A 24,763-nucleotide genomic window follows, 5' to 3' on the forward strand; every position below is an offset into this window, starting at 1 on the left:
CGGCCTAGTGTGCAACACTCTTTGATTATACGGGGCCCGGCATCAAAAGGATACGGCCGGCGGGCGGCGGCCCGGGGCCCCCGGCTCAGCCAGTGGACCCCAATACGAGCTGGAACTCGACCGCGTCGGACCACTGGCCGGGCGCGGGGCCCCGCAGCCACGCCCGCCGGGTGCCCACTCGCCGAAACCCCGCCGCCTGGAAAAGCCGCAAACTGGCCCGGTTAGCTGCCGCTACGGTGCAGTACAGCTGGTGCAGGCGCAGCACGTCGCGGGCGTGGGCCACCAGCAGCGCGAGGGTGTGCCGGGCGTAGCCCCGGCGCCGCGCAGTGGCCAAAATAATTATGCCTACGCCCGCCCGCTGGTGCAGCGGCTCGAAGCCAAACAGGTCGACCACGCCCACGGCGGGGCCCCCGGCGCCCGGCTCGACGACCAGCCGCAGCTGCCGCGCCTCGTGGAAATCGGCGGTGGCGTGGGCCAGGTATTCGCGCAGCGCGTAGCGCGACACGGGGGCCAGCGTGTCGGACACGGCCCACACGGCGGCGTCGTTTTCCAGGGCGTAGAGAAATTCCAGGTCGTCGGGCTCCAGGGCCCGCAGCCGCACGAGGGGCCCCGGCGCGGGCAACGGCGTAGCAGGTGCGGCGGCCACTACAGGCTGATGTCGCCGCCGAACACGCGCACGGCGGGCCCGCTCAGCCACACGTCGGCAAAGCCGCCGCCGGGCTGCGTTTGGAAGGCTACTTCCAGCAAGCCGCCGGGGGTTTGGAGGCGCACGGGCGAGGCCGCGCCGCGCTGCGAGGCGGCCAGGGCCACGGCCGTGACGCCGGTGCCGCAGCTCAGGGTTTCGTTTTCCACGCCGCGCTCGTAGGTGCGCACGGGCCAGGGGTAGGCGGGGTCGGCGGGCACTTCCACGAAGTTCACGTTCACCCCGGCCGGGTCGTAGGCCGGGTCGTAGCGGATGTCGTGGCCCGCGCCGTACACGTCGAACTCAGCCAGCGTGTGGCCTTCCCCGGCGTTGAGGAAGTGCACGTGGTGGGGCGAGCCGGTGTGCACAAACACGTCCTCCTGCCCTACTTCGGCCAGCTGCGGGGCGGCGGCGTCAATCATCTTCAGGCGCACCGTGCCGTCGGCTTCCACGCGGGCGGCGTGGGGCCCGTCCACGGCCAGGAAGTAGGCCTCGTCCGTGATGAGGCCCAGGTATTTGGCGAAGGCCACCAGGCAGCGGCCGCCGTTGCCGCACATGGTGCTGGGGCGGCCGTCGGCATTGAAGTACACCATCTCGAAATCGTAGCCTTCCCGGTTGCGCAGCAGCATCAGCCCGTCGGCCCCGATGCCGAAGCGGCGGTGGCAGAGTTGAGCGATGCGCGCGTGGTCGGCGTTATCGAACTGCGCAGCGCGGTCGTCAACGATGACGAAGTCGTTGCCAGTGCCTTGGTATTTATGAAAAGCGAGGGTCATAGCGAAGCCGGAGTTTCCACAAATTTCGCCGATTTTGCGCAATTACCGGCGGGCCGGGGCCCCGGCTCAGGTGCTGCACCGGGCCACCACCCAGGCGATGCCCGCCACCAGCAGCAAGGTGCCCAGCCGCAACAGCACGAATACCCAAACCGGCAGCTCGGGGTCTTTGCGAATTCCAAACATTGCCGCTTATACGAGCGCCAGTGTCAAAAAGATGGTGAACCTACCGGCCTTCGGGCGCGGCCACGGGCACTACCACGGGAGCAGGCGGCACCGGCGCGGGCGGCGGCTTGCGGCCCAGGCGGTGCGCCAGCTCGTAGGCCCGGCCGCGGTACTGCATGCGCCGCTCCCAGCGCTTGCGGCGGGGAGCGATGCTGCCGCGCAGGTATTTTTCGATGACCAGGGCGGCGCAGGGCGCCGCTTCGGTGGCGCCAAAGCCGGCGTTTTCGAGGTACACGGCCACCGCAATTCTGGGGTATTGGGCGGGGGCGAAGGCGACGAACGTGGCGTGGTCGTCGCCCTCGTCGTTCTGCACGGTGCCCGTTTTGCCGGCCACGGCAATGCCCACGTCGGCCAGGCTGGAAGCCGAGGCCGTGCCGCCGCGCTGCACCACGGCCAGCATGCCGGGCACCAGGGCCTCCAGGTTCACGCTGTCGACGAGGGTGTGGTGCTTCACCAGAAAGCGCGGCAGGGGGCCCCCGGTGCCCACGCTGCGCACAAAATGCGGCGGGTAGTACCAGCCCCGGTTGGCGATGATGGCCACCACGTTGGCCATTTGCAGGCCCGTCAGGTTGATTTCGCCCTGCCCGACGCTGAGCGAGTAGATGGACCGAAACCGCCAGTTGCGCGTACGCCGGGCCTTGTCGTAGTAAGCCGGCGTGGGCAGGAAACCCGCCTGCTCGCGGGGCAAATCCACGCCGAGCAGCGTGTCGAGCCCGAACGACTGGGCGTAGCGCTGCCAGTGGGCCAGATTGGCGTGGCGGGCCGCCACGGTATCGGCCACCAGGCTGTCGGGCACGTGGTCAATCAGGGCCCGCATGGTTTGGTAGAAGTACGGGTTGCAGCTGTATTGCAAGCCCATAGTGAGGCTGCGGGCCGCCGGGTGGTGGTGCACGCAGCTGATGAGCGACTGGTCGCACGGAAAGCCGGTGCCGGGCCCGATGGCCCCCAGCTGCAAGGCAATGGCCGCGTTCACGAGCTTGAACACCGAGCCGGGCGGGTTGGCCAGCACGGCGGGCCGGTTCAGCAGGGGCAGGTCCTCGTCCTCCAGCAGCTGGCGGCGCACGCCGGCCTGGTCGGGGCTGGTGAGGGCGGCGGGCGCGTAGGTGGGGGCCGACACCGAGCAGAGGATTTCGCCGGTGCGCGGGTCGAGGGCCACGAGGTAGCCCTTGCGGCCGCCCAGCAGGCGCTCGGCGTAAGCTTGCAGCTTGGCGTCGAGGGCCAGGTGCAGGTCCTGCCCTTCCTGGAAGGCCGTGTCGGGGGCCCAGCTGCCGTGGCGCTGGCCCGCCGCGTCCACCAGCGGGTGCAGGTAGCCGCGGTGGCCGGTCAGCAGGCCGTTATAATAGGTTTCGACGCCGCCGTTGCGCAGGCGGTAAAACCGGCCGCGCCGGTAGCGAATTGCTTGGTTGATAAAAGGCTGGGCATTGGCGGCCTGGTAGCCCAGCACCGGGGCGGCCGTGCGCACGGTGTAGGTGCGCCGCACGGCTTCGGCCAGGGCCAGCCCGGGCCACTCGGCCTGGTGGCGGCGCACGCTGTCGGCCTCGGCCGGGGTGAGGACGAGCTGAACGGGGCCCCGGGGGCGGGCCCCGGCGTAGGGCAGGGCCTCAGCCAGGCGGCGCACCAGGGTGCTGTCGGGCCAGCCCAGTAGGTGGTTCAGGGCCATGGTGGTGGCCGAATCGAGGCCCGGGCGCTGCGGCACGGCCAGCAGGTAGCTGAGCCGGGTGTCCACCAGCACCGAGTCGTGGCGGTCGAGGATGCGGCCGCGCCGGGTGGGCGGGGCGGTTACCTCGCGGCGGCGCGCGTAGGTTTCGGCCGGCGCATCGGCGGCCGGGCCGGAGGGCGACGAGCACGCGCCGAGCCCGAGCCCCACGAGCCACAGCCAGCCGCACACCGTTTTCATCCAATTTTTCCTGGCCATTGCATAAAATAAATACCCTTTTGCTCGGCCATATCAACCTGTTCGGTGAATGAGGCCCAGCGCCTTGCGAGTGGCCCCCCCCGGTAACGGGTAACGGGCGCAGAGGTTTTTTCGGCACCGTTTTGTAGGGAACCCCGCTACGTACGAGGGCCCGCGCCAAAAGGCTTGACCCGGGCGGCGCTGGGGCCCCGGGGGCCCGCCCCTACCTTTGCGGCCTGCTTATGTACGACTTCCTCACCACCTCGCCCTGGCCCGACTACGAGCTGATTGATTCCGGTAATTTCCAGAAGCTGGAGCGCTTCGGGCCCCACGTGCTGGCCCGGCCCGAGCCCCAGGCCATCTGGGACCCGCACCTGCCGCTGAGCGAATGGGAACGGGCCGACGCCGCCTTTGCCCGGGCCCCCGGCAGCACCGAAAAGGGCCAGTGGCGCCTCAAACCCGCCATGCCCGAGCAGTGGCTGATTGACTACCACCGGCCCGATGGCCTGAAGCTGAAGTTTCGGCTGGGCCTCTCGTCGTTCAAGCACGTGGGGCTATTTCCGGAGCAGGACCCGAACTGGCAATTCATTTATAACCAGACCAAAGCGCGCCGCGCCGCCCAGCCGCGGGTGCTGAACCTGTTTGCCTACACCGGGGCCGCTACCCTGGCCGCCCGCGCCGCCGGGGCCGACGTGACGCACCTGGATTCGGTGAAGCAGGTCAACTTCTGGGCCCGCGACAACATGGAGGCCAGCCGCCTCGACGGCGTGCGCTGGCTGGTGGAAGACGCCATGAAGTACGTGCGCCGCGAGGTGAAGCGCGGCAGCCAGTACCAGGGCCTCATCCTCGACCCGCCCGCTTACGGCCGGGGCCCCAACGGCGAGAAGTGGCAGCTCGAAGACGAGCTGAACGAGCTGCTCAAGCTGAGCCAGCAGCTGCTCGACCCGGAAGACCACTTCTTCGTGGTGAACCTGTACTCGCTGGGCTTTTCGGCGCTGATATTGGACAACCTGACCACGGCCATCTTCCCGGGGCCCAAGGCGGTGCGCGAGCTGGGCGAAATTTACCTGCACGACGCCGGCCAGCGCAAGCTGCCGCTGGGCACGTTCTGCCGGTTTGCCACCTGAGTTATTGGGCTTAGACTTAACGGGTGAGCTCCAGAACGTCATGCAGAGCGCAGCGAAGCATTTTCCCCGCGGCAGTAGTCAATAATTAGTGAGCGGGAAAGGTGCTTCGGCTGCGCTCTGCATGACGTTCAAATAGGTTTACACATCCTTTTCCTATACTCTATGGACGTTCGCACTCGACTGGCTACCCTGGGCGACGTGCCGGCCCTTAGCCGGCTCGTGGGGCTGGCGGTGAGCCAATTGAGCGCGGGCTACTACACGGGGCCCCAAATCGAGAGTGCGCTGCGCTACCTGTTCGGCATCGACACGCAGCTGGTGGTGGACGGCACCTATTACGTGGCCGAAATTGACGGCCAGCTGGCCGGCTGCGGCGGCTGGAGCCGCCGCCAAACCCTGTACGGCGGCGACCAAAGCAAAGCCGCCGCCGACCCGCTGCTGGACCCGGCCCGCGACGTCGGGCGCATCCGGGCGTTCTTTGTGCACCCCGGCCGGGCGCGCCGGGGCGTGGGGCGGGCTATTATTGGGGTGTGCGAGGGGGCGGCGGACGCGGCCGGCTTCCGAAGTTTGGCGCTGGCCGCAACCTTACCCGGCGAACCGCTGTACCGGGCCCTGGGCTACGCTGCCGGGGCGCGCTCCTTCATCCATTTTCCCGACGGAGAGCAACGCTCCATCGTTGAGATGCACAAGCTGCTCTCCTGAATTTCCTCCCATGCACGCCTCCCCCCGCCGCCTCGCCCTCATCGACATGGGCACCAACACGTTTCACCTGCTGATTGTGGAGCTGCCCGCCGTGCCCGGCCAGCCGCCGCGCGAGCTGCTGCGCACCAAAGCGGGCGTGCGCCTGGGCGAGGGCGGCATCAGCCGGGGCGAAATTGCGCCCGAGCCCTACGCCCGGGCCCTGCACACGCTGGCCGGCTTCAAGGAAGAAATGGAATTGCACGGCGTGACGCAGGTGCGCGCCACGGCCACCAGCGCCATGCGCGTGGCCCGCAACGGCCCGGCGCTGGTGCGCGAAATTGTTGGCCAGTTCGGCATTGAGGTGGAGGTGATTGCCGGCCGCCGCGAGGCCGAGCTGATCTGGAAGGGCGTGCGCCAGGCCGTGCCGCTGGGGCCCGAGCGCCAGCTCATCGTGGACATCGGCGGCGGCTCGGTGGAGTTCATCGTCGCCAACGACCACGAGATTTTCTGGAAGCAGAGCTTCGAGCTGGGCGCCCAGCGCCTGCTCGACCAGTTTTTCCCCGACCCCAGCGGCGTGTTTCCCGCCGTGGCGGTGGCCGCCGAGCAAGCATATTTCGACACCGTGCTGGGGCCCCTGGTGGCCGCCATTACGGAGCTGAAACCCGTGGGCCTGGTGGGCGCCTCGGGCAGCTTCGACAGCCTAGCCGACATGCAGCTCGGCCGCCTGCGCACGGAGAAGGAGCTACCGCCCCGCACTGAGCTGGCCCTCAGCAGCTTCCAGCACAGCTACGCCCAACTGCTAAGCCGCGACCACGCCCAGCGCCTGGCCCTGCCCGGCATCCTGCCCATGCGGGCCGATATGCTGGTGGTTGCCGCTGTGCTGATTGATTGGGTGCTGGGCATCAGCGGCATCACGCAAATCCAAACCTCGGCCTTTGCCTTGAAGGAAGGCCTGTTGGCCGAGATGCTGGAGGGGTGAACCCCGCCCCCGGCCCCTCCCCGGTGGGGAGGGGCCGGGGGCGGGGTTCACCCCTCCACGCTACGGCTTCGCCGCCCGGCATACCTTGTGGATAAACGCCAGCTTGGGCACCACCGCCGGGCCGATGACGAACGGGTACGGGTCGGGCTGGCCCATGCTGCGGTTGAGGCTGTTCATGGCGAAGGTGAGGGGCAGCCAGGCGGCCATGATGGGCTCGAAATCTTCCTCCAAATACGGGTCGGGAATGGTGGCGCGCAGGTGCTGGTCGGGGGCTACGCCGCGGGGGGCCACGCGCAGGCCGTAGGCGTGGGCCGTTTCCAGCGTGTCCATGATGTGCAGGTAGTGGGCCCAGGTTTCGGCCCAGTCTTCCCAGGGGTGGGTGGTGGCGTAGGCGCTGATGTGGGTTTCCAGCCAGTCGGGCGGGGGGCCCTGGGCGTAGTGCTTTTTTAGGGCCTCGGCGTAATCCGCGCGGTCGTCGCCGAACAGCGTGCGGCACTCTTTCAAGAAGGGCGTTTTGTCGATGAGGCGGTCCCAATAGTAGTGGCCTACCTCGTGGCGGAAGTGGCCGAGCAGCGTGCGGTACAGCTCGTCCATCGACTTGCGGGCCATTTCGCGCTCGATGTCGTCGGCCTCGGCGATGTTGATGGTGATGAGGCCGTTGTCGTGGCCGGTGAGGATTTTGTCGCTGGGCTCGGGGCCCTCGTCGGCCTTGAAGTCGAACCACAGGCCCGTTTTGGGCGCCACGTGCTTGCTCACCACGGGCAGGCCCAGGCGCAACAGGCTGTACACCAAGCGGTGCTTGGCCACTTCGAGGCGCTGCCAGCGGCCCAGGTACTCGGGGTGGCCCAGGTCGGGGATGGTGCGGTTGAGGGCGCAGGCCGTGCAAAACGGCGTGGGGGCCCCCACCGGCACCAGCCAGTTGCAGGCGTGGTAGCCGTAGTTGGCGCAGTACACGTAGCCCGGGGCCGTGGGCGGCGCGCCGTAGCGGTGCACCGTGCCCTCGACGGGGGCCCCGGGCGTGGCCACCAGCGGCGCCAGCGCCAGCTTTTCGGCGTGGAAGCCCAGCGGGTACTGGCACTTCTCGCACCGATGGTTTTCGAAATACAGCAGCTGGCCGCAGTGGTGGCAGGTAAAAAGCTTCATGGCGGAGCGGGAAATGGCGCGGCGGGCTACGCGTGGAACCGACTGTCTTTACGGTTTTTGGGCCGTTTTTGCTGGGAACGACGGATATTTTGCCTAGTCATATTTTCTCAAACTGAGCCTACTCTTGTGGGGACCAAGCTATAATTATTACATCTTTTCCTGGTCAGACCCATTTTATTTTGGGGCCCCGTGGCAAATTAATGGCTGGGCTTAGCTAGTTTGCCCCTCCGCTGGGCCCCGTTTGGCCCGGCGCGTTTGCCATTACTTAACCCGCTCTGCTTATGTCGGCCAACGCGCTTCTTCGCTCTTACCAGGAACAGGCCCACGTGTGGGACGAGATGTTCAGCGCCGGGGGCATCCGTCCCGAATACCGGCAGTTTGTGGCCGCCCTCGAAACCCTGGAAAGCCACGAAATGACCCGCAAGGACGAGCTGGCCAAGAAGCTCTTCATGAGCCAGGGCATCACCTTCACGGTGTACAGCGACGGCGAGGGCATCGAGAAAATCTTCCCCTTCGACATCATCCCGCGCATCATCAAGCACGCCGAGTGGACGACCATCGCGGCCGGCATCAAGCAGCGGCTCAAGGCGTTGAACATTTTCCTGAAGGACATTTACCACCAGCAGTTCATCCTCAAGGACGGCATCATTCCGGCGGCGCTGGTGTACTCGTGCCCGCAGTTTCTGCGCGAGATGGTGAACGTGCACGTGCCGCACGACGTGTACACCCACGTGGCCGGCGTGGACCTGATCCGGGACCACGACGGCGCGTTTTACGTGCTCGAAGACAACCTGCGCACGCCGTCGGGCGTGTCGTACATGCTCGAAAACCGGAGCATCACCTACCGCATCTTCCCCGACCTGCTGCCCAAAAACAACGTGCAGCCAGTGAAGGACTACCCCGACCTGCTGCTGCGCAACCTGCTGGCCCTGGCCGACCGCCAAATCAGCGAGCCGACGGTGGTGCTGCTCTCGCCGGGCATTTTCAACTCGGCGTACTTCGAGCACAGCACGCTGGCCCGCCTCATGGGCATTAGCCTGGTGGAGGGGCGCGACTTGCTGGTGCACAACCACTTCGTGTACATGAAAACCACCAAGGGCCTGGCCCGGGTGGACGTCATTTACCGGCGCGTGGACGACGAGTTCCTCGACCCGCTGGTGTTCCGGCCCGACAGTTCCCTGGGCGTGCCGGGCCTGTACTGGGCCTACCGCAAGGGCAACGTGGCCATCGTGAACGCCATGGGCAACGGCGTGGCCGACGACAAGGCCGTGTACTGCTACGTGCCCGACATGATCCGCTACTACCTGGGCGAGGAGCCCATCCTCAAGAACGTGCCCACCCACCAAATGGCCGACCCTGACGCCCGCCAGCACGTGTTCGAGCGCATGGACCGCATGGTGATTAAGCGCACCAACGAGAGCGGCGGCTACGGGATGCTCATCGGCAGCGCGGCCACCGAGGAAGAAATGGACGACTTCCGCCAAGCCATCACCGCCGACCCGCGCAGCTTCATCGCCCAGCCCATCATCAGCCTCTCGGCCACGCCCTGCTACATCAACGGCACCCTCCAGCCGCGGCGCGTGGACCTGCGCCCCTTCGCCCTCTGCGGCCCCTCGGGCATCGACATCGTACCCGGGGGCCTCACCCGCGTGGCCCTGCGCGAAGGCTCGCTGGTGGTGAACTCCTCGCAGGGCGGCGGCAGCAAAGACACCTGGGTGCTGGGGCCCGGCGGTGAATGATTGAATGAGCGAATGGATGAATGAGCGAGCCAAAAGGCCGTCATGCTCATCTGGCGTCCGCGCAGCGCAGCGGAGTCGAAGCGGAGTCGAAGCATCTCTACTGCTTCACTAATTCTAATTACTGCCGCGGGAGAGATGCTTCGACTCCGCTGCGCTGCGCGGACGCCAGATGAGCATGACGGCCTTGCTTAACAGCTCTCAACTGCTTGCCCCGGCGTGTTAAATGATAAATGCTAACTGATAAATGAAATGCTAAGCCGCGTTGCCGAAACCATTTACTGGCTGGCCCGCTACATGGAGCGCACGCAAACCATGCTGCAGGTCGTCCGCATCCACTACATCGCCAAGCAGGACGAGCAGCACTACCCCGGGTGGCATGCGCTGCTCCACAACTACGGCGACTTGAGCGACGCGGAAATCGAGGCCGTGGCCCCGTTCACGGCGCGGGTGCTGCACCACTTGCTGCTGGATAAGGGCAACGGAGCCTCGGCGTTCAACGCCATCGGGCAGGGCCGCGAGAATGCCCGCGCCGTGCAGGACCACATCAGCAAAGAGGTGTGGCAGAGCCTGAACGACTTCTACCACGTCATCCGCCAGCCCGAGGTGGCCCAGCAGATTCTGGCCGACGACCCCGTGTCGGGCATCGACGCGCTGCTGCGCCAAAACGTGCTGTATATCGGCACGGTGCAGAACGCCATGCCGCGCGACGAGGGCTACACCTTCCTGAATATGGGCAAGTACCTGGAGCGGGCCCTGCAAACGGTGGCCATTTTGCAGCTGCACCGCGCCGCCCTGGTGCCCGCCGAAGCCGAGGCCGCCGGGGGCCCCCAGGTGCGCTACCTGCTGCTGAGCCTGTACGGCTACGAGCAGTACGTGAAAACCTACAAGGGCCAGTTCAGCCCGGCCCACGCGCTGCAATTTGCGGTGCACGACGTCGATTTTCCGCACTCGCTGGCCTACGCCCTGGGCCAGCTCGTGCGCTTCGGCGAGCGGCTGCAAGGCCGCACCGTGCCCGAGCACTACGAGCAAGTACGCTACTTGCTGGGCCGGGTGAAAACCAACGTGGAGTACCACCGCTTCACCCCTGACGACGCGCCCGGCCTCGACGCCTTTTTGCAGCAAACCCACCAGGAACTGCTCGACGTGGGCGATGCTTTTGGCACGTATTACTTTGGGCATAGTTGATTACGCCATTCCTTAAAGGCCGTCATGCAGAGCGCAGCGAAGCATCTTTCCCGCTGACTAATCATTGAATACTGCCGCAGAAAAGATGCTTCGCTGCGCTCTGCATGACGTTCTTTAAGAAATGGTCCTTTGAATCAAGAGCCAACCGCCATCAGCTAATGGCCAAGAGCCTTTAGCCAAAAGCCAACCCCATGCCTTCCTACAAAATCAAGCACCTGACGCGCTACGCCTACGGGGCCCCCGTGACCGACTGCACAAACCAGCTCATGATCTACCCGCTGGCCGACGACCGGCTGGAGGTGAAGAGCCAGGAGGTGGCCGTGACCGGCAGCCCCGACGTGGCCCTGTTTACCGACTACTTTGGCAACCAGGTGGGCGTGTTTTCGCTGGTGGCGCCCCACGCCGAGCTGCGCATCGAGTCGAACGTGGCCGTGGTGACGCACGCCATCCAGTTTCCGATGGACGAGGCCGACGCCCCCACCCAGTGGCGGCACCTGGCCGAGGTGGCGCACGAGGCGGCGTTCATCGACTTCCTGACCGTGGACAACCCGGCGCTGCAAGCCGAAATCCGGGAAGCACTGGTGGGCGTTATCGACCTGAACGACAAGCCGCTTAAGAACGCGCTGGTGCTTTCGGAGTACGTCAACGAGCACTTCCAGTACGAAAAGGGCGTGACGAGCGTGGAAACCCCGACCGAGGAAATCTGGCGGCTGCGGGCCGGCGTCTGCCAGGATTTTACCCACCTGCTGCTGTTTCTGCTGCGCATGCACGGCATCCCGGCGCGCTACGTGAGCGGCTACGTGTGCCCCAAGGACGCGGGGGTGCGCGGCACCGGGGCCACCCACGCCTGGGTGGAGGCCTACATTCCGTTCTACGGCTGGCTGGGGCTGGACTCGACCAACAACTGCATCGTGAGCGACGGGCACGTGCGCATGGCCATCGGCCGCCACTTCGCCGACTGCACCCCCGTGAAGGGCACCTACAAGGGCACCGGGGCCCACACGCTGGAGGTGTCCGTGCACATCGAAAACGGCCACCCGCTGCCCTCCGACGACTTCCCCAAGGCCCCCGTGTACGTGCAGCAGGCCCCCCTGCCTAAAATGGCCGTCAACTCCTACCGCAAGTACGCCGATTGGGAACAACAGCAACAGCAGCAGCAATAGGGCCCCGGTAGGCTTGGCGTTCCGCTTTTGGTGGCCGCTTCGAAGTGCCGGCACGGAAGTTCTACTGGGTTTGTTCAAAAGCCGCCATCTTTGAGCTATGACTATCTCCCCAGCGCCCGAGCTTATTCCTCCCCTGCGGTGGGGGCAGCTCACCTACTACTCTCCGGCGGATATCAAGCGCTGGGGCGTGCAGCACTTTCTTGACGTAGTATCCCCAACCGAGCCGTTGCCCATCCCGGATTTGGGTTTCACGGCCGAAGAGAACGCCCGCATGGACGATTTGCTGCGCGAAGAGCGCACCGCCGCGGTGCGTGGTCTTTGACACGAACGTCGTTATTGCCCACCTGCGCCGGCGACAGTGGCTCCCGTTGCGCGGGGTGCTGCCCTTCGCGGTGGTCGGGGAGTTAGAATCTTTCGCCCTCAAAGCCGATTGGGGCTACCAAAAAGTGGCTTTTTTACGGCAGCTACTCGAACGGCATCCCTTGGTCGGCTTCGTGCCCGAGTTGGCGGGCCTGTACGCCCGGCTCGATGCCTACAGCCAGGGCAAATTGCGGGGCCAGCAGTTGCCGACCGGCATGAGCGCCCGCAACATGGGCAAAAACGACCTCTGGATTGCGGCCACCGCCCTCTATCTGGATTTACCTCTGCACACGACCGACAACGACTTCGACCACTTGCCGCCGCTGGGCCTGCGGCTGGTTAAAGAACCAATCTAACCGCGATGGGAAGGCCCCCTGGTATGTGCAGCCGGGCCCCTAGCCAATCCAAAAGTTATCCACAAAAACAATGTGAATAACTGGATAACCCCCTAAAAACCGGGCCCCGGCGCTGTGCAGCGCCGGGGCCCGGTTGGTTTTCTCCCAAAGCGGCTAGCTTATGGCTGCTTCTGGAACATGATGGGCACGGTGAAGTGTACAGCTTTCGGGGTGCCCCCTTGGCGGCCGGGGGTAAAAGTGGGCAGCTTGGCAATGGCTGTCTTCACAGCCTCGTCGTAGGCAGGCCCTAACCCCTTCACTATTTCCATATCTTCTACTGCACCTGCTTTGGTCACAACGAAGGACACGAACACCCGGCCATCTTTCCGGTCAGCTGCGGCGAGCATTGGGTACTGAACGTTTTTTTGAATGGCTTCCACGATGGCAGTATTACCACCCCCGCCGGGTAATTGCGGCATTTCTTCAACAAACACGTAAACTTGGTCGCCGCTGTTCGTGAACTGTTTGATTGGGTGCGGCGGTATAAGGCCCCTGGTAATGGTGACCACAACCTCACCGGGCTTGTCCATGTTAGAAACATAGATTTGCTGCGTAGTACCCGGCTCAATTTTACCCCCCGTCCGCATCGAATCCAGGTGCTGAGCAACAATTATTTTAGCTTTGATTTCCTGCTTTATGCTCGTACGCTGCGCTTCCGACAGGGCAATTGGCGGCGGCGGCGGCGACGGGGCAACTCCGTTATTGGGCTGTATGTCAGCAGTGCGGCAGGCCACGGCCAATAGGCCCGCCACGGCGGGCAGCGCCAGCCACTGCTTCCAGCGGCGCACGGGGTGGGACGACTTTAACATGGCAATGCGGGTGAGGGTGAGGGAATGGGTGAAGGAGTGCAGCAGGGGCAACGGGGCTTCGGGCAGCGTGATGCGGCGGGTGGCCAGCCGGGCCAGCAACGTGGCGTAGGCCGTGGGTCCGGGCCGGGGCCCCGGGGCGGCGGCGGCGGTTTCGGCCAGGGCGGCGCGGTCGGCCAGCAGCTCATGGGTGAGGGCCAGGGCCCGCAGCAGCGGGTAGATGAAGGGGTTGAACCAGAGCACGGCCCGCCAGCTTTCCAGCCAGAGCACGTCGTAGGTGTGGCCCTGGCTCACGTGGGCCGCCTCGTGGGCCAGCACCTGCGCGGCATCGGCGGGCGCCAGGGCGGCCGTATCGTCCCAAAATATAGTGCGGCCGAACGAGCTGGTGGGCAGCCGGCCGCCGGTGTTGGCCAGCGCGTAGCCGGGCCCAACGGTGCGGGCCAGGCCGCGCGTGGCCCGGTGCAGCTGCCCCAGCCGCCACGCCAAGCGGCCCAGGCCCACCGCCACGCCGGCCACGTACAGCCAGACCAGCGGCGAAACTCCGGCCCATTCGGCCGCCCAGCCGCTGGCTTGCACGTGCAGCGTGGGCAGCACAAACGACGGCCCGGGGCCCCCGCCGGCCAGCCCCGGGGCCCCCGGAGCCGCAGCGCCGGTCAGCCACCCCAGTGCCGGGCGCGGCAGCAGCGGCAGCCCCGCCGCCACCAGCGGCGCCAGCAGCAGGAACACGCGGTTGTAGCCGAAGCAGCGCTCGGCGCGCAGCGCCAGCCGGTACACGGCCCAGGCAGCGCCCAGCCCCAGCACGGAGCCCAGCATCCAGGTCAGCAAGTCGTTCATGGTTGCGGGGCGTGGGGGGTGGAAGCTAAGTCGGTGCCGGCGGGCGCGTCGCCATCGCCGGGGCCCCCGGCCTGGGCCTGGCGGAGCAGCGCGTCGAGGGCGGCGGCGTCGAGGTTTTCCTCCTGGGCAAAAAAGGAGAGCAGCCGGCTGAACGAGCCGCCGAAGTGCCCGCCCAGCAGCTTGCGCAGCGAAAAGCGGCGGTAGTCGTCCTGCCCCACCAGGGCGTGGTAACGGTGCGTGCGCCCAAAGGCCTCGTAGCCCACGAAGCCCTTCTGCTCCAAAATGCGCACGATGGTGGACACCGTGGTGATGGCCGGTGCCGGGGCCGGCAGGGCACCCTGCACGTCCTTGACGTAGCTGGGGCCCTCGCGCCAGAGGATTTGCATCACCTGCTCTTCAGCGCGGGTAAGTTCGGGAAAGGAGGGACTCATAAGTAGGTGCGGGAGGTTGTGGAACAAATATCAACTAATAATTTAGTTAATTAACTAAATTATTAGTTGATATTTGTAAACCATTGACAATCAAAATTATTTATTTTAAAACATGTTAAAAGATTAGAGGGAAAGTGGTTGAAGAGCCCCGAAACGGCCATGCTCCACTGCGTTCAGCACGACCGTTTCGGGGCTTTTCCTGTCCTCTAAAAAGCCTCATTATAATCGTGGCAACTGGTAGCGTGGACGCTGCAAGCCCGCGCGCGGGGCCCTAACCAGTAGCTCAACCGCGCGGACTCGCAGCGTCCACGCTACCGGGGGCGCCCCTTCTACCTTTGCCAGCGCTCATCCCGGCGCTCCTGCTTAGCCACTTGCCCATGCCCGTCCCCACCCCGTTTGCCTACAACCAGCTGTTTGCTTTCACCGAAAGCGTATTCCAGGCCATCGGCTGCCCCGAAGCCGACGCCACGCTGGCCACCGAAACCCTGCTAGCCGCCGATTTGCGGGGCGTCGATTCGCACGGCGTGGCCCGGCTGGTGGGCTACGTGCGCCTCTGGGAAGCCGGCCGCATCAACGCCGCGCCCCGGGTGGCCGTGACCTACGAAACGCCCAGCACGGCCGTGGTGGACGGCGACGGCGGCCTGGGCCTGGTGGTGGGGCCCCGGGCCATGCGCGTGGCCATCGAGAAGGCCCAGCAAGTAGGCACCGGCTGGGTGTCGGTGAAGAACTCCAACCACTTCGGAATAGCAGGCTACCACGCCATGCTGGCCCTGGCCCACGACATGATTGGGGTAGCCATGACCAACGCCTCGCCCCTGGTGGCCCCCACCTATTCGCTCGATAGGCTGCTGGGCACCAATCCCATTGCCGTGGCCGTGCCCGCCGGCGAGCAGCCCGATTTTGTGCTCGACATGGCCACCACCACCGCCGCCAACGGCAAGCTCGAAATTGCCCAGCGCAAGGGCCTGCCCCTGCCCGAAGGCTGGGCCCAAACCGCCGACGGCCGCCCCAGCACCGACGCCAACGCCGTGAAGGACGGCGGGGCCCTGCTGCCGCTGGGCGGCGCAACCGGCTCGCACAAGGGCTACGGCCTGGGCGCGGTGGTTGATATTTTCTCGGCCGTGCTCAGCGGGGCCAACTACGGGCCCTGGGTGCCACCGTTCGTGGCCTTCCTCCAGCCCTCGGCCAACCCCGTGGGCCAAGGCCTGGGCCACTTCTTCGGGGCCCTGCGGGTGGATGCCTTTCGGCCCGCAGACGAATTCAAAGCCCACATGGACAATTGGATAACCACCTTCCGCCAGGCCCACGCTGTGGAGGGCAAGCAGGTCCTCATCCCCGGCGACCCCGAGCGCGACACCGCCGCCCACCGCCTGCTCGACGGCATTCCGCTGCTCGATGCCGTGGTGAAAGACTTGGAGGGCGTGGGCGCCAAGTTCGGTGTGAAGTTGTAGGGCCCCTAAAAAGCAAAAAGGCCTTGCGCACGGTGCGCAAGGCCTTTTTATATATCATTTGTGTTGATTACGACACCGGCCGGACCGCTTCCGTCAGCGCTTGCACGGCTACGTTTTGGTCCAGGAATTTGGAGCTGTAGCCGGCGTCCGACCGGTTGATGAACAGGCAGGTGCCGCCGTTCACGGCGTCGATGATCTGCGCGTACTGGTCCATCGGCAGGGCGGGGCAGCCGAGGCTGCGGCCCAGGCGGCCGTTCTCGCGGATGAACTCTTCGCTCACGTACTCAGCACCGTGCATCACCACCGAGCGGGTGGCGGCGTTGGTGTTGTAGCCCTCGTCGAGGCCCTGGAGGCGCAGCGAGTGGCCGTGCTTGCCCTGATACTCGCTGCCCGTCACGTAGAAGCCGAGGCTACTCATGTTGCTGGCGTCGGTGTTCGAGAAGTTGGTGGCCTCGTTCTCGCCCGAGTTGTGGCCGTGGGCCACCAGGGTGTGGAAAATGATTTGCTGGCTGGCCAGGTTCACCACCCACAGGCGTTTTTCGGTGCTGGGCAAGTCGAAGTCGACTACCGTCAGCAACTGCTTATCGCCGGCCAAGCGGCCGCCCTGCTTGAGGTTGAGGTAGCCGGTCATGGCCTTCTCAAACACCTCGAACTTCAGGCCCTGGGCCTGGGCCCCTAGGGCGTCGTAGGTCTCGTGCAGCTTCAGGTTGAACAGCAAGGCCTTGGTGGGGGCCACGCGGGCGACCTGGTGCGTGCCCGCGGCGGTGCCGGCCAGCGAACGGCTCACCGGCCCCGCTACGGGCGTGGCCAGGAACAGCGCGGCCAAGAAGGGCAGCACGCGCCGCACGGCGCGCTTGGTGCGCCGGTAGCGGCGCTGGCGCAGGACAACGCTAACATGATGCTTTTCCATAGACGAATGCAATCTATTGAGTAACAAGGGCGAATCAGTAAACAAAGTAGCCAATAATGACTGATTAATACTGAGGCACTAAACCATATACGCAAAAACAGCGGCGATGGAGCAAGAAACAACCTTAATTTTAGCCAAAACATTCCCGGTAAATTCCAGGGCCGGGGCCCTAACCCCAGCCGTGGGCCAGAAACCGGCGGGTGGCCACGGGCCCGTCGAGCCAGCGCGAGTGCAGGCCCGGGCCGCTGAGCAGCAGCGTAGTACCGCCCTGCACCGTGCTGATAATGGCCTTGAATTGCTCGGGCGGCAGGGCCGGGCAGCCGCGGCTGTAGCCCAGGTGGCCGTGCTGGTGCACGTAGGCCGGGCTGGCGTAGTCGGCGGCGTGCAGCACCACGTAGCGGTTGTAGGCGTTGGCGTTTTCGCCCTTGTCCAGCCCCTCCAGGCGGCGCGAGTAGCCGTGAATGCCGTCGTAGCTGCCGGCGGTGCGGTAGAAGCCCAGCGAGGTGCAGGCCGAGGACTCTTTATTGGAGAAGCGGCGGGCGCGCAGGTGGCCCGAGCCTGCGCCGTGGGCCACCAGGCTGCGGTGCAGCACCTTGGCGTTTTTCAGGTCGAGTACCCACAGGCGCTCTTCGGTGTTGGGCAGGTCCATGTCGGCCACGGCCAGCAGGCCGGCGCGGAAGCTGGGGTCGGTGCGGCGCAGGGTGAGGTAGCCCACGCAGGCCTGCTCCAGCACGGCGGGGCGCAGCGCGGCGGCGGCGGGCCCCAGGGCCGTGTGCAGCTGGGCAATGGCCCGGCGCAGGGTGTCGGGCATTTCGGCCACGGCGGGCACGGGCGTGAGCACCAGCGAATCGGGCAGGGCCGCCGGGGCCCCTAGGGGCAGCACCGACGGGGGCCCCGCGGCCGGCGCCGCTTGCAGCGCCACGGCGGCCGGCGGCACCGCCGCCAGGGGCGCGTCGGCGGGCCGCTGGCAGCCGGCCGCGCCCGTGAGCACGGCCAAGGCCGCGCCGGTCACCAAAACGGAAAAGCGCATCATGCCCCGAAACTACGCGCCCGCCGCAAAAAAACCGCTGGTTGAGCTTTAGTTTTTCTTCTTTTTATCCAATGCGCGCCGGTGCGGTAGCGGCCGGTAGCGCGCTTTGAGTGGTTGGGCGCCGTTGTCCAGCAGGGGCCCTGCTGGGGGCGTTAGGCTGTACCGCCAAGCTCTGTGCTGGCACCGCCGGGGCCTTGCCTTAGGGCCCCAAGGCAGCCTATGCAAGGCCCCGGCGGTGCCAGCACAGAGCTTGGCGGTACAGGCAAAGCGTACTCCAATGTAAACCCCAGCCCTGGTCGGGCCGTTGGACCGGGGCCCTGGCCGCGGCGCTGGGCGTATTTTTGGGCCCGCCCCGGCCCACGCCGGGCCGCTTCGCTTCCTCGCTCTTATCCGTGCCGCCTCCGCTGCGGCGTTTTGCTCTTATGGCCAAAGTCGCCATCAACCTCGCCACCGGGGCCCTCCAGCAGGAGGAAATCATCGTCGGCATCGACCTCGGCACCACCAACAGCCTGGTGGCCTACGTGCACCCCGAAACCCGCCAGCCGCTGGCCATCAACGACCAGGGGCGCGGCAGCATCGTGCCCTCAGTAGTGCACTTTCCGGCTGATGGGCACGACCCCGTGGTGGGCACCGACGCCAAGGAATACCTACTCACGGACCCGCAGCGCACGATTTACTCGGTGAAGCGGCTGCTGGGCAAAAGCTACCGCGACCTGGGGCTCCACGCCGGGCAGCTGGGCTACAAGGTGATTGACGATAACGCCGAGGGCCTGGTGAAAATCCGCGTCGCCGACCGGTTTTACTCGCCCATCGAGCTGTCGGCCGACATCCTGAAGGAGTTGCGCGCCCGCGCCGAGCACGCCCTTAAAACGCCCGTCAACCGCGCCGTCATCACGGTGCCGGCGTACTTCAACGATTCGCAGCGCCAGGCCACGCGCGACGCCGGCCGCCTCGCGGGCCTGGAGGTGCTGCGCATCGTGAACGAGCCCACCGCCGCGGCCCTGGCCTACGGCATCGGCCTGAGCCCCGACGAGGAAAAAACCGTGGCCGTGTACGACCTCGGCGGCGGCACCTTCGACGTCAGCATTCTGCGCATCCAGCAGGGCATTTTTGAGGTACTGAGCACCAACGGCGACACGTACCTGGGCGGCGACGACTTCGACCGCGCCATTGCCGAGCACTGGCAGGCCACGGCCGGCCTGCCCGCCGCCTTCGCCACCGACCCGCACCTCCAGCAGCAGCTGCGCCTGGCCGCCGAAATGGCCAAGCGCTACCTCAGCCAGCACGACGACTTCACGACCCAGCTCACCGACGCGGCCGGCGCGGTGCTGCCGGTTACGCTCACCAAAGCGCAATTCAACGCCCTGGTGGGGCCCCTGGTGGCGCGCACCATCGCCGCCTGCCGCCAGGCCGTGGCCGATGCGGGGTTAGTTGTCGGTTCGCCGTTGTCAGTTGTTAGTACCAGCGAAAACCAAAACCTAACAACTGACAGCCAACAGCTAGCAACTAAACTAGACGCGGTGCTGCTGGTGGGCGGCTCGACCCGCGTGCCGCTGGTGTTCGACGAGGTGTCGAAATTCTTCGGCCAGCCGGCCAACAGCTCGCTGAACCCCGACGAGGTGGTGGCGCTGGGCGCGGCCATCCAGGCCGACATCCTGGCCGGCAACCGCCGCGATGTGCTGCTGCTCGACGTGACGCCGCTCACGCTGGGCATTGAGACGCTGGGCGGGCTGCTCGACCCGATTATTCCGCGCAACTCGAAGATTCCGACCAAGGCCGGGCGCCAGTACACCACGAGCATCGACGGGCAGGTGAACCTGAAAATCGGCGTGTACCAGGGCGAGCGGGATTTGGTGAGCCAGAACCGCAAGCTGGGCGAGTTCGTGCTGACCGGCATCCCGGCCATGCCCGCCGGCCTGCCCAAGGTGGACGTGAACTTCCTGCTCAACGCCGACGGCATCCTGCAAGTGGAGGCCATCGAGCTGCGCTCGAGCACCCGCCAGCAGGTCGAAATCAAGCCCCAGTACGGCCTCACCGACGAGCAAGTGGAGCAGATGCTAATGGACTCATTGCTGAACGCCAAGGACGACGTGGCCGCCCGCCTCCTAATAGAGGCCCGCACCGCCGCCGAGCAGCTGCTTTACCAGGTCGAGAACTTCACCCGCAAGCACCGCATGCACCTCACCGAAGAGGAGCTGAGCGCCACCGGGGCCCAGGTGCAGCGCGTGCGCGCCGCGCTGGCCGGCACCGAGCGCGACCCCATCCTGAAGAGCATGGATGAGCTGGACGAGCTGACGCGCCCCTACGCCGAGCGGGTGATGAACATCTCCATCCAGCAGGCCATGGCGGGCAAGAAGATTGGGTAGTGGCACGGTTGGCCGGCGGTGTGCTTTCTTGCGGCTTGCTTGCCGCGCCCGCGCGCCGTTTTATTGCTTGCCGCCTGATTATTGACATGATTTCTCCGCGCTTTCGCTCGCTGCTGCTGGGGCTGTTTTATGCTGCCCTGGCTAGTTTGCCGCTGTCCATCAACTGGTTTTCGCCCTGGGGGCACTTTGGGCTGCTGGTGGCCGCCGAACCCCTAATGGTGCTGACGGTGGGCCTGCTGGGCCTGGGCGTGCTGGCCGGGTGGGTGGCCCGGCCGGGCCCCAGCTCCTTGCTCGACAAGCTGGTGGGGCTGCACCTGGGGGCCCTGCTACTGGCCACGGCTTTTTCGAGCGACGTGCGGGTGTCGGCTAAGTACGTGGCCACGGTATTGGTTTTCGTGGGCTTTGGCTACGGGGTGCCGCGGGTGCTGCGCCTGGGCCGCACCGAGTGGCGGCGGGCGGGGGCCGCGCTGGGCGCGGGCACCGGCGCGCTGGCGCTGTACGTGCTGGCGCGCCACGTGCAGCAGGGCATCACGTATCCGCTCTCGTACGCCATCGCGCAGCCATTCCTGCAGCACGGCCACACCAACCTAACGGTGCTGCTGGAGCCCCTGGTGCTGGGGCTGAACCTGGTGCTGCTGTTCAGCCCCCGGGCCCAGGGCCCCCGCGGCCGCCTGCTGGCCACGGCCCTGCTCACCGCCGTGCTGATGGTGGGGGCGTTTTCCTACTCGCGGGCGTCCTACGCGTCGCTGCTGGTGCAGGCGGTGCTGCTGCTGGTGCTGCTGGGCCGGACCGCCGCTGCCCGGCTGTGGCTGCCCTGGGCGGTGGCCGGAGCCCTGACGTTCGGCGCCTGGCAGGGCATCACGTGGCGGCTGGCCCTGCCGGAGGAAGCGGCGGCGGCCGCTGCGCCCGTCATCGACGCTGGCAAGACCCCCACCCTGCTGCACGAACTGAAGTCGGTGAGCGACTTCACGGCTACCAACGAGTCGAACGCCGAGCGCCTCAACCGCTGGAAGTACGGCCTGGTGCTGTACCGGCGCACGCCACTGGTGGGCATCGGGCCCGGCACGTTTCCTGACCGCTACCTCGAATTCGCGCAGGAAGTGCCCGCTAACCGCCGGTACTACACCACCTTTCGCCGCATGAACGTGCACAACCTCTACCTCGGCTGGCTCATCGAGGCCGGGGCCCTGGGGCTGCTGACCGGCCTGCTGGTGCTGGGCTACGCGGTGCTGCGCCAGCTGCGCCGCGTTTTGCACGGCGAGCGGTCGGCGCTGGCCGTGGGCCTGGCCTTGTACTTTGTCTTCTTTCTGTTGCATTCCTTTGCCCAGGATTTCTGGCAGGAGCCACGGGTTATTGTGGTGTTCTGGCTGGCCATTAGCTTGCAGCGCTACGCCGCCCAAGCCGCCAATGACCCCGCCGACAGCCCATTGTTGGCTTAACGCGTCGCGCCTCACCACAGCTCGGCAAGAGGCCCTGCGCCACCTAGCAGCACAAGCGGGCATAAAATTCGTTTTGTACTTAATAAAAAGTTCTTAAAAGCGCAAGAATGAACGCAGCCATTGCTCGCCTTTGCCGCCTGGCCCAGCAGCCCAGCCGCCGCATCGTGGGGCTGATGTCGGGCACGTCACTTGATGGGCTCGACGTGGCCCTGTGCCGCCTCACGGGCCACGGCGCGGCCACGCAGCTAGTGCTGGAGCAGTTTGCCACAGTGCCCTACAACGATGACGTGCGCCGGCGCATCCGGCAGGTGTTTGCCCGCGAGCAAGTTAGCTTGGAATACCTGACCTTGCTGAACCCTTGGCTGGGCCGCCTGCACGCCGACATGGTACTTGGGTGCCTGCACGCCTGGCAGGTGGCCCCGGCCGACGTGGACCTGGTGGCCAGCCACGGCCAGACCGTGTACCACGCGCCCGCCCACCAGCACCAGCACCCCGATTTTGAGGGCCTGAACGCCACCCTGCAGCTCGGCGACGGCGACCACGTGGCCCAGGGCACGGGCATCATCACCGTCAGCGACTTCCGCCAGAAGCACCTGGCCGCCGGCGGCGAGGGGGCCCCGCTGGCCACCTACGGCGACTACCTGCTGCTGAGCAGCCCCGACGAGGAGCGCCTGCTGCTGAACCTGGGCGGCATCGCCAACTTCACCTACCTGCCCCGCGCCGGGGCCGACGCCAGCACCGCCTTTAGCACAGACACGGGCCCCGGCAACACCCTGCTCGACGCCACCATCCGGGCCCACCGGCCCGGGCTGCACTACGACGAAGACGGCCGCCTGGCCCTGGCCGGCCAGGTGCATGAGGGTCTGCTGGGGGCCCTGCTCGACCACCCATTTTTCGCCGCCGCGCTGCCCAAAACCACGGGCCCCGAGCTGTTCGGCCCCGCCTACCTGGCCGCCGCGCAGACCCACACCGGTACCACCGCTTTGGGCCTCGAAGCCCTGCTGGCCACGCTGGTGGAGCTGAGCGCCGTGGGCGTGGCGCGGGCGGTGCAGCAGGTATTCGGCAGCGCGGAGGCTCCGTTGCCAGCGGTTTATACCAGCGGCGGCGGGGCTCACAACCCGGCGCTGCTGGGGGCCCTGCGCCGCCATTTGCCGGGCGCGGCCTTCGCCAGCACCGATGCCCTGGGCGTGCCAGCTGATGCCAAGGAGGCCATCCTGTTTGCGGTGCTGGCCAACGAGGCGGTGGCGGGCCGGCCGGTGGCGCTGGGGGCTGGGCGGCAGCGCGTGCCGGCCGTCACGATGGGCAAAATCTCGTGGCCGGGGTAGCTTTCCCGGGTTGGGTTAGCAACGGATTAAGTTGATTTTGGGGCCCCGATTCACGTGCAAAAAAGCATCTTTTAGTTTATTAGGACTTACGCACTTTGGGGTAATTTAGGCAAAACCGGACGCTCATGCTGACCCAAACCGCTTATATCGAGTACCTGCTGAGTACGCCCACCAACTACACGTGCACCCATTTGGCAGCGCATCGGCCGGATGCGAGCCACGACCAGGTGAACCGTTTTTTGCGCAACAGCCGACTGCCGGTCCGTCAGTTGCGCGAGTTGGTGCAGCCCTTGTTACACGATTCGCCCGAGGCGTTTCTGTTGGTGGACGACAGCGTACAGGACAAAAAGTACAGCCGCTTCATCGCAGTGGCCAAGCGCCAGTACTCGGGCAACGTCCACGGCATGGTGACCGGCAGCGGGCTGGTCAACCGCGTGCACAGCAGCGGCCAGGCGGGCGATTTTCTGCCCCTGGATTACCGCGTCTACGCGCCGGATGACGACCAGCTCACGAAAAACGACCATTTTCTGGCCATGTTCGACCACGTCGTGGCCGAGGACAAAGTACTGGCGCGCACTATTTTATTCGACTCCTGGTACGCCGGCAGCACCAACCTGAAGCGCATTCACCGCGCCGGGTGGACGTTTTTCACGACCCTGAAAAGCAACCGGTTGGTGAGCCTGACCAAAACCAGCGGCTACCAGGGCTTGGACACGCTCGACCCGCCGCCGCAGGGCTGGAGCCAGGGCGTGGAAGTGCGCCTGAAAGAAGTGCCCTTTGGCGTAAAACTCTTCAAGCTAGTGGCCACGAACGGCGACATTGAATGGGTCATCACCAACCACTTGGCCGCTCATTTGACGCGGGAGCTGGTCATCGAGGCCGTGCAGGTGCGCTGGCAGGTGGAGGAATTTCACCGCAGCTTCAAGCAGCTGACGGGGGCCGAAAAGTGCCAGTGCCGCAACGCCAATGCACAACGCAACCACTTGGCCTGCTGTTACCTGGCCTGGGTTTCGCTCCGCCAACATGCCCGCCGAATAGGCCAAACCATTTATCAGGCACACCAACAGCAATGGGCACCCTACCTGCGGCAACTGCTCCAAAAACCACTTATCCAAGCCCTTGTTTAGTCGTGTGCGTAAGTCCTATTTATCTTGCTTGCCCACAATCACCTGTTCCTAAACCACCTACTTCCAATGGTTTCTACCCGTTTGCACCGCTTCCTGCTGCTCGTGTTAGCCCTCAATGCCTGGGCCTGCGCCCGCCGCAACGATGAGCCCACGCCCGAGCCTGCATCCGGCACGTGCTCTTACGTGTTGGACGGACGCGCCACGACGGGTACCGCCACGGCCGTGCGCAATCCCACCTACCACGTACTCGATGCCGCCGGCGACCACGCCGCCGAATTGCTGACCATCACTTGCGTCGGCACCGTAGCGGCGAACGCAGCCCCTGAGAAGTTCAGCCTCGACTTCATCAAGCTCGCTACCGAGCCCGACGCGGCCTTCCGAATGCTACCCAGCCCCGGCATCGATGTGTTACGCTACAACCCGGCTACTGGCTCGGACTATACCAATTACGTCCTGGGGGCTAACCTGACCGTAAAAAAGACCGCCACGGGCGGCTTTTCCGGCACGTTCAGTGGCGCGTATCCCGCCACGGCCAACACCGGTCAAAGCACGTTCAAATCCGGCGTTTTTACAGACGTACACCCTTAAATTACATTTAAGCTAAGTACTGGAACGAGGTAACGACGCAAAGACTACGTCTCCATACCGCTCATGAAACACTAGAATTGCCCCAAACCTGGCTTAGGGCCCTGGGGCTCCAAGCT

At 65.8% G+C, this 24,763-nt stretch carries 22 protein-coding genes; 14 read left to right on the forward strand and 8 right to left on the reverse strand.

The window, feature by feature from the left end; genetic code table 11:
* Nucleotides 1-85: 85 nt before the first annotated feature.
* The 3 genes from AXW84_RS17665 to AXW84_RS17675 all read right to left on the reverse strand — a co-directional run bounded on the left by AXW84_RS17665 (nucleotide 86) and on the right by AXW84_RS17675 (nucleotide 3,592).
* Nucleotides 86-646 (reverse strand): GNAT family N-acetyltransferase, encoded by a 561-nt coding sequence (locus AXW84_RS17665; RefSeq protein WP_236943162.1) that lies wholly within the window; start codon nucleotides 644-646, stop codon nucleotides 86-88.
* Nucleotides 646-1,455 carry a diaminopimelate epimerase gene (gene dapF / locus AXW84_RS17670; RefSeq protein WP_068236268.1) on the reverse strand — a complete coding sequence of 270 codons (810 nt, stop codon included), beginning with the start codon at nucleotides 1,453-1,455 and terminating at the stop codon, nucleotides 646-648. The genes AXW84_RS17665 and dapF overlap by 1 nt, the downstream gene beginning before the upstream one ends.
* 223 nt (nucleotides 1,456-1,678) lie before the next feature.
* Nucleotides 1,679-3,592, reverse strand: a complete 1,914-nt coding sequence (locus AXW84_RS17675; RefSeq protein ID WP_082773967.1) for a peptidoglycan D,D-transpeptidase FtsI family protein — start codon at nucleotides 3,590-3,592, stop codon at nucleotides 1,679-1,681.
* 221 nt (nucleotides 3,593-3,813) lie between these two features.
* On the opposite strand from AXW84_RS17675, the gene AXW84_RS17680 reads away from it, so the two are divergent.
* The 3 genes from AXW84_RS17680 (at nucleotide 3,814) to AXW84_RS17690 (ending at nucleotide 6,355) form a co-directional block, all read left to right on the forward strand.
* The gene (locus tag AXW84_RS17680; protein ID WP_068236273.1) at nucleotides 3,814-4,698 is read left to right on the forward strand and encodes a class I SAM-dependent methyltransferase; all 885 of its coding nucleotides are present in this window, start codon (nucleotides 3,814-3,816) and stop codon (nucleotides 4,696-4,698) included.
* A 162-nt stretch (nucleotides 4,699-4,860) separates the two neighbouring features.
* The gene (locus AXW84_RS17685) at nucleotides 4,861-5,397 is read left to right on the forward strand and encodes a GNAT family N-acetyltransferase (RefSeq protein ID WP_068236276.1); all 537 of its coding nucleotides are present in this window, start codon (nucleotides 4,861-4,863) and stop codon (nucleotides 5,395-5,397) included.
* A 10-nt stretch (nucleotides 5,398-5,407) separates the two neighbouring features.
* Nucleotides 5,408-6,355 (forward strand): Ppx/GppA phosphatase family protein, encoded by a 948-nt coding sequence (locus tag AXW84_RS17690; protein WP_068236279.1) that lies wholly within the window; start codon nucleotides 5,408-5,410, stop codon nucleotides 6,353-6,355.
* Between the two features lie 60 nt (nucleotides 6,356-6,415).
* Here AXW84_RS17690 and AXW84_RS17695 read toward each other — a convergent pair whose 3' ends face one another.
* Complete coding sequence (locus AXW84_RS17695; protein ID WP_068236282.1) at nucleotides 6,416-7,498, reverse strand: zinc-binding metallopeptidase family protein; 1,083 nt, start codon at nucleotides 7,496-7,498, stop codon at nucleotides 6,416-6,418.
* 281 nt (nucleotides 7,499-7,779) lie between these two features.
* On the opposite strand from AXW84_RS17695, the gene AXW84_RS17700 reads away from it, so the two are divergent.
* The 5 genes from AXW84_RS17700 (at nucleotide 7,780) to AXW84_RS17720 (ending at nucleotide 12,301) form a co-directional block, all read left to right on the forward strand.
* Nucleotides 7,780-9,237: a circularly permuted type 2 ATP-grasp protein gene (locus AXW84_RS17700; protein ID WP_068236284.1), complete on the forward strand. Its 1,458-nt coding sequence runs from the start codon at nucleotides 7,780-7,782 to the stop codon at nucleotides 9,235-9,237.
* Between the two features lie 249 nt (nucleotides 9,238-9,486).
* Entirely contained in the window at nucleotides 9,487-10,422 is a 936-nt protein-coding gene (locus tag AXW84_RS17705) for an alpha-E domain-containing protein (protein ID WP_068236287.1), read from the forward strand.
* Nucleotides 10,423-10,613: 191 nt separating this feature from the next.
* The gene (locus tag AXW84_RS17710) at nucleotides 10,614-11,585 is read left to right on the forward strand and encodes a transglutaminase family protein (protein ID WP_068236290.1); all 972 of its coding nucleotides are present in this window, start codon (nucleotides 10,614-10,616) and stop codon (nucleotides 11,583-11,585) included.
* Between the two features lie 97 nt (nucleotides 11,586-11,682).
* Nucleotides 11,683-11,907, forward strand: a complete 225-nt coding sequence (locus tag AXW84_RS17715) for a hypothetical protein (protein WP_068236293.1) — start codon at nucleotides 11,683-11,685, stop codon at nucleotides 11,905-11,907.
* On the forward strand, nucleotides 11,897-12,301 hold the full coding sequence (locus tag AXW84_RS17720; protein ID WP_071892252.1) for a PIN domain-containing protein: 405 nt from the start codon (nucleotides 11,897-11,899) through the stop codon (nucleotides 12,299-12,301). The genes AXW84_RS17715 and AXW84_RS17720 overlap by 11 nt, the downstream gene beginning before the upstream one ends.
* A 158-nt stretch (nucleotides 12,302-12,459) precedes the next feature.
* Here AXW84_RS17720 and AXW84_RS17725 read toward each other — a convergent pair whose 3' ends face one another.
* On the reverse strand, nucleotides 12,460-13,980 hold the full coding sequence (locus tag AXW84_RS17725; RefSeq protein ID WP_068236299.1) for a TonB family protein: 1,521 nt from the start codon (nucleotides 13,978-13,980) through the stop codon (nucleotides 12,460-12,462).
* Entirely contained in the window at nucleotides 13,977-14,411 is a 435-nt protein-coding gene (locus tag AXW84_RS17730; RefSeq protein WP_068236302.1) for a BlaI/MecI/CopY family transcriptional regulator, read from the reverse strand. The genes AXW84_RS17725 and AXW84_RS17730 overlap by 4 nt, the downstream gene beginning before the upstream one ends.
* Nucleotides 14,412-14,788: 377 nt before the next feature.
* Here AXW84_RS17730 and AXW84_RS17735 point away from each other — a divergent pair, with 377 nt between their 5' ends.
* On the forward strand, nucleotides 14,789-15,862 hold the full coding sequence (locus AXW84_RS17735; RefSeq protein WP_068236305.1) for an Ldh family oxidoreductase: 1,074 nt from the start codon (nucleotides 14,789-14,791) through the stop codon (nucleotides 15,860-15,862).
* 67 nt (nucleotides 15,863-15,929) lie between these two features.
* On the opposite strand, the gene AXW84_RS17740 is transcribed toward AXW84_RS17735, so the two are convergent.
* Both AXW84_RS17740 and AXW84_RS17745 read right to left on the reverse strand, forming a co-directional pair.
* Complete coding sequence (locus AXW84_RS17740; protein WP_068236308.1) at nucleotides 15,930-16,772, reverse strand: murein L,D-transpeptidase catalytic domain family protein; 843 nt, start codon at nucleotides 16,770-16,772, stop codon at nucleotides 15,930-15,932.
* A 169-nt stretch (nucleotides 16,773-16,941) separates the two neighbouring features.
* Nucleotides 16,942-17,805, reverse strand: coding sequence for a murein L,D-transpeptidase catalytic domain family protein (locus tag AXW84_RS17745; protein ID WP_068236311.1), 864 nt, complete (start codon nucleotides 17,803-17,805; stop codon nucleotides 16,942-16,944).
* Nucleotides 17,806-18,224: 419 nt separating this feature from the next.
* Here AXW84_RS17745 and AXW84_RS17750 point away from each other — a divergent pair, with 419 nt between their 5' ends.
* The 5 genes from AXW84_RS17750 to AXW84_RS17770 all read left to right on the forward strand — a co-directional run bounded on the left by AXW84_RS17750 (nucleotide 18,225) and on the right by AXW84_RS17770 (nucleotide 24,647).
* A complete protein-coding gene (locus AXW84_RS17750; RefSeq protein WP_068236313.1) occupies nucleotides 18,225-20,168 on the forward strand; it encodes an Hsp70 family protein in 1,944 nt (647 codons plus the stop codon).
* 86 nt (nucleotides 20,169-20,254) lie between these two features.
* On the forward strand, nucleotides 20,255-21,607 hold the full coding sequence (locus AXW84_RS17755) for an O-antigen ligase family protein (RefSeq protein ID WP_157887099.1): 1,353 nt from the start codon (nucleotides 20,255-20,257) through the stop codon (nucleotides 21,605-21,607).
* 107 nt (nucleotides 21,608-21,714) lie between these two features.
* A complete protein-coding gene (locus AXW84_RS17760) occupies nucleotides 21,715-22,932 on the forward strand; it encodes an anhydro-N-acetylmuramic acid kinase (protein WP_068236318.1) in 1,218 nt (405 codons plus the stop codon).
* A 125-nt stretch (nucleotides 22,933-23,057) separates the two neighbouring features.
* Entirely contained in the window at nucleotides 23,058-24,059 is a 1,002-nt protein-coding gene (locus AXW84_RS17765; RefSeq protein ID WP_071892254.1) for an IS701 family transposase, read from the forward strand.
* Between the two features lie 66 nt (nucleotides 24,060-24,125).
* Nucleotides 24,126-24,647 (forward strand): hypothetical protein, encoded by a 522-nt coding sequence (locus AXW84_RS17770; RefSeq protein ID WP_157887100.1) that lies wholly within the window; start codon nucleotides 24,126-24,128, stop codon nucleotides 24,645-24,647.
* Nucleotides 24,648-24,763 lie beyond the last annotated feature (116 nt).

It is taken from the genome of Hymenobacter sp. PAMC 26628, assembly GCF_001562275.1.
Classification (GTDB): Bacteria; Bacteroidota; Bacteroidia; order Cytophagales; family Hymenobacteraceae; genus Hymenobacter.

Coding starts and splice junctions, on each gene's coding strand:
- AXW84_RS17675 (WP_082773967.1), bottom strand. CDS start 3,592: ATGGCCAGGAAAAATTGGATGAAAACGGTGTGCGGCTGGCTGTGGCTC.
- AXW84_RS17765 (WP_071892254.1), top strand. CDS start 23,058: ATGCTGACCCAAACCGCTTATATCGAGTACCTGCTGAGTACGCCCACC.
- AXW84_RS17690 (WP_068236279.1), top strand. CDS start 5,408: ATGCACGCCTCCCCCCGCCGCCTCGCCCTCATCGACATGGGCACCAAC.
- AXW84_RS17685 (WP_068236276.1), top strand. CDS start 4,861: ATGGACGTTCGCACTCGACTGGCTACCCTGGGCGACGTGCCGGCCCTT.
- AXW84_RS17695 (WP_068236282.1), bottom strand. CDS start 7,498: ATGAAGCTTTTTACCTGCCACCACTGCGGCCAGCTGCTGTATTTCGAA.
- AXW84_RS17735 (WP_068236305.1), top strand. CDS start 14,789: ATGCCCGTCCCCACCCCGTTTGCCTACAACCAGCTGTTTGCTTTCACC.
- AXW84_RS17750 (WP_068236313.1), top strand. CDS start 18,225: ATGGCCAAAGTCGCCATCAACCTCGCCACCGGGGCCCTCCAGCAGGAG.
- AXW84_RS17730 (WP_068236302.1), bottom strand. CDS start 14,411: ATGAGTCCCTCCTTTCCCGAACTTACCCGCGCTGAAGAGCAGGTGATG.
- AXW84_RS17715 (WP_068236293.1), top strand. CDS start 11,683: ATGACTATCTCCCCAGCGCCCGAGCTTATTCCTCCCCTGCGGTGGGGG.
- dapF (WP_068236268.1), bottom strand. CDS start 1,455: ATGACCCTCGCTTTTCATAAATACCAAGGCACTGGCAACGACTTCGTC.
- AXW84_RS17705 (WP_068236287.1), top strand. CDS start 9,487: ATGCTAAGCCGCGTTGCCGAAACCATTTACTGGCTGGCCCGCTACATG.
- AXW84_RS17760 (WP_068236318.1), top strand. CDS start 21,715: ATGAACGCAGCCATTGCTCGCCTTTGCCGCCTGGCCCAGCAGCCCAGC.
- AXW84_RS17710 (WP_068236290.1), top strand. CDS start 10,614: ATGCCTTCCTACAAAATCAAGCACCTGACGCGCTACGCCTACGGGGCC.
- AXW84_RS17745 (WP_068236311.1), bottom strand. CDS start 17,805: ATGATGCGCTTTTCCGTTTTGGTGACCGGCGCGGCCTTGGCCGTGCTC.
- AXW84_RS17740 (WP_068236308.1), bottom strand. CDS start 16,772: ATGGAAAAGCATCATGTTAGCGTTGTCCTGCGCCAGCGCCGCTACCGG.
- AXW84_RS17770 (WP_157887100.1), top strand. CDS start 24,126: ATGGTTTCTACCCGTTTGCACCGCTTCCTGCTGCTCGTGTTAGCCCTC.
- AXW84_RS17755 (WP_157887099.1), top strand. CDS start 20,255: ATGATTTCTCCGCGCTTTCGCTCGCTGCTGCTGGGGCTGTTTTATGCT.
- AXW84_RS17680 (WP_068236273.1), top strand. CDS start 3,814: ATGTACGACTTCCTCACCACCTCGCCCTGGCCCGACTACGAGCTGATT.
- AXW84_RS17725 (WP_068236299.1), bottom strand. CDS start 13,980: ATGAACGACTTGCTGACCTGGATGCTGGGCTCCGTGCTGGGGCTGGGC.
- AXW84_RS17700 (WP_068236284.1), top strand. CDS start 7,780: ATGTCGGCCAACGCGCTTCTTCGCTCTTACCAGGAACAGGCCCACGTG.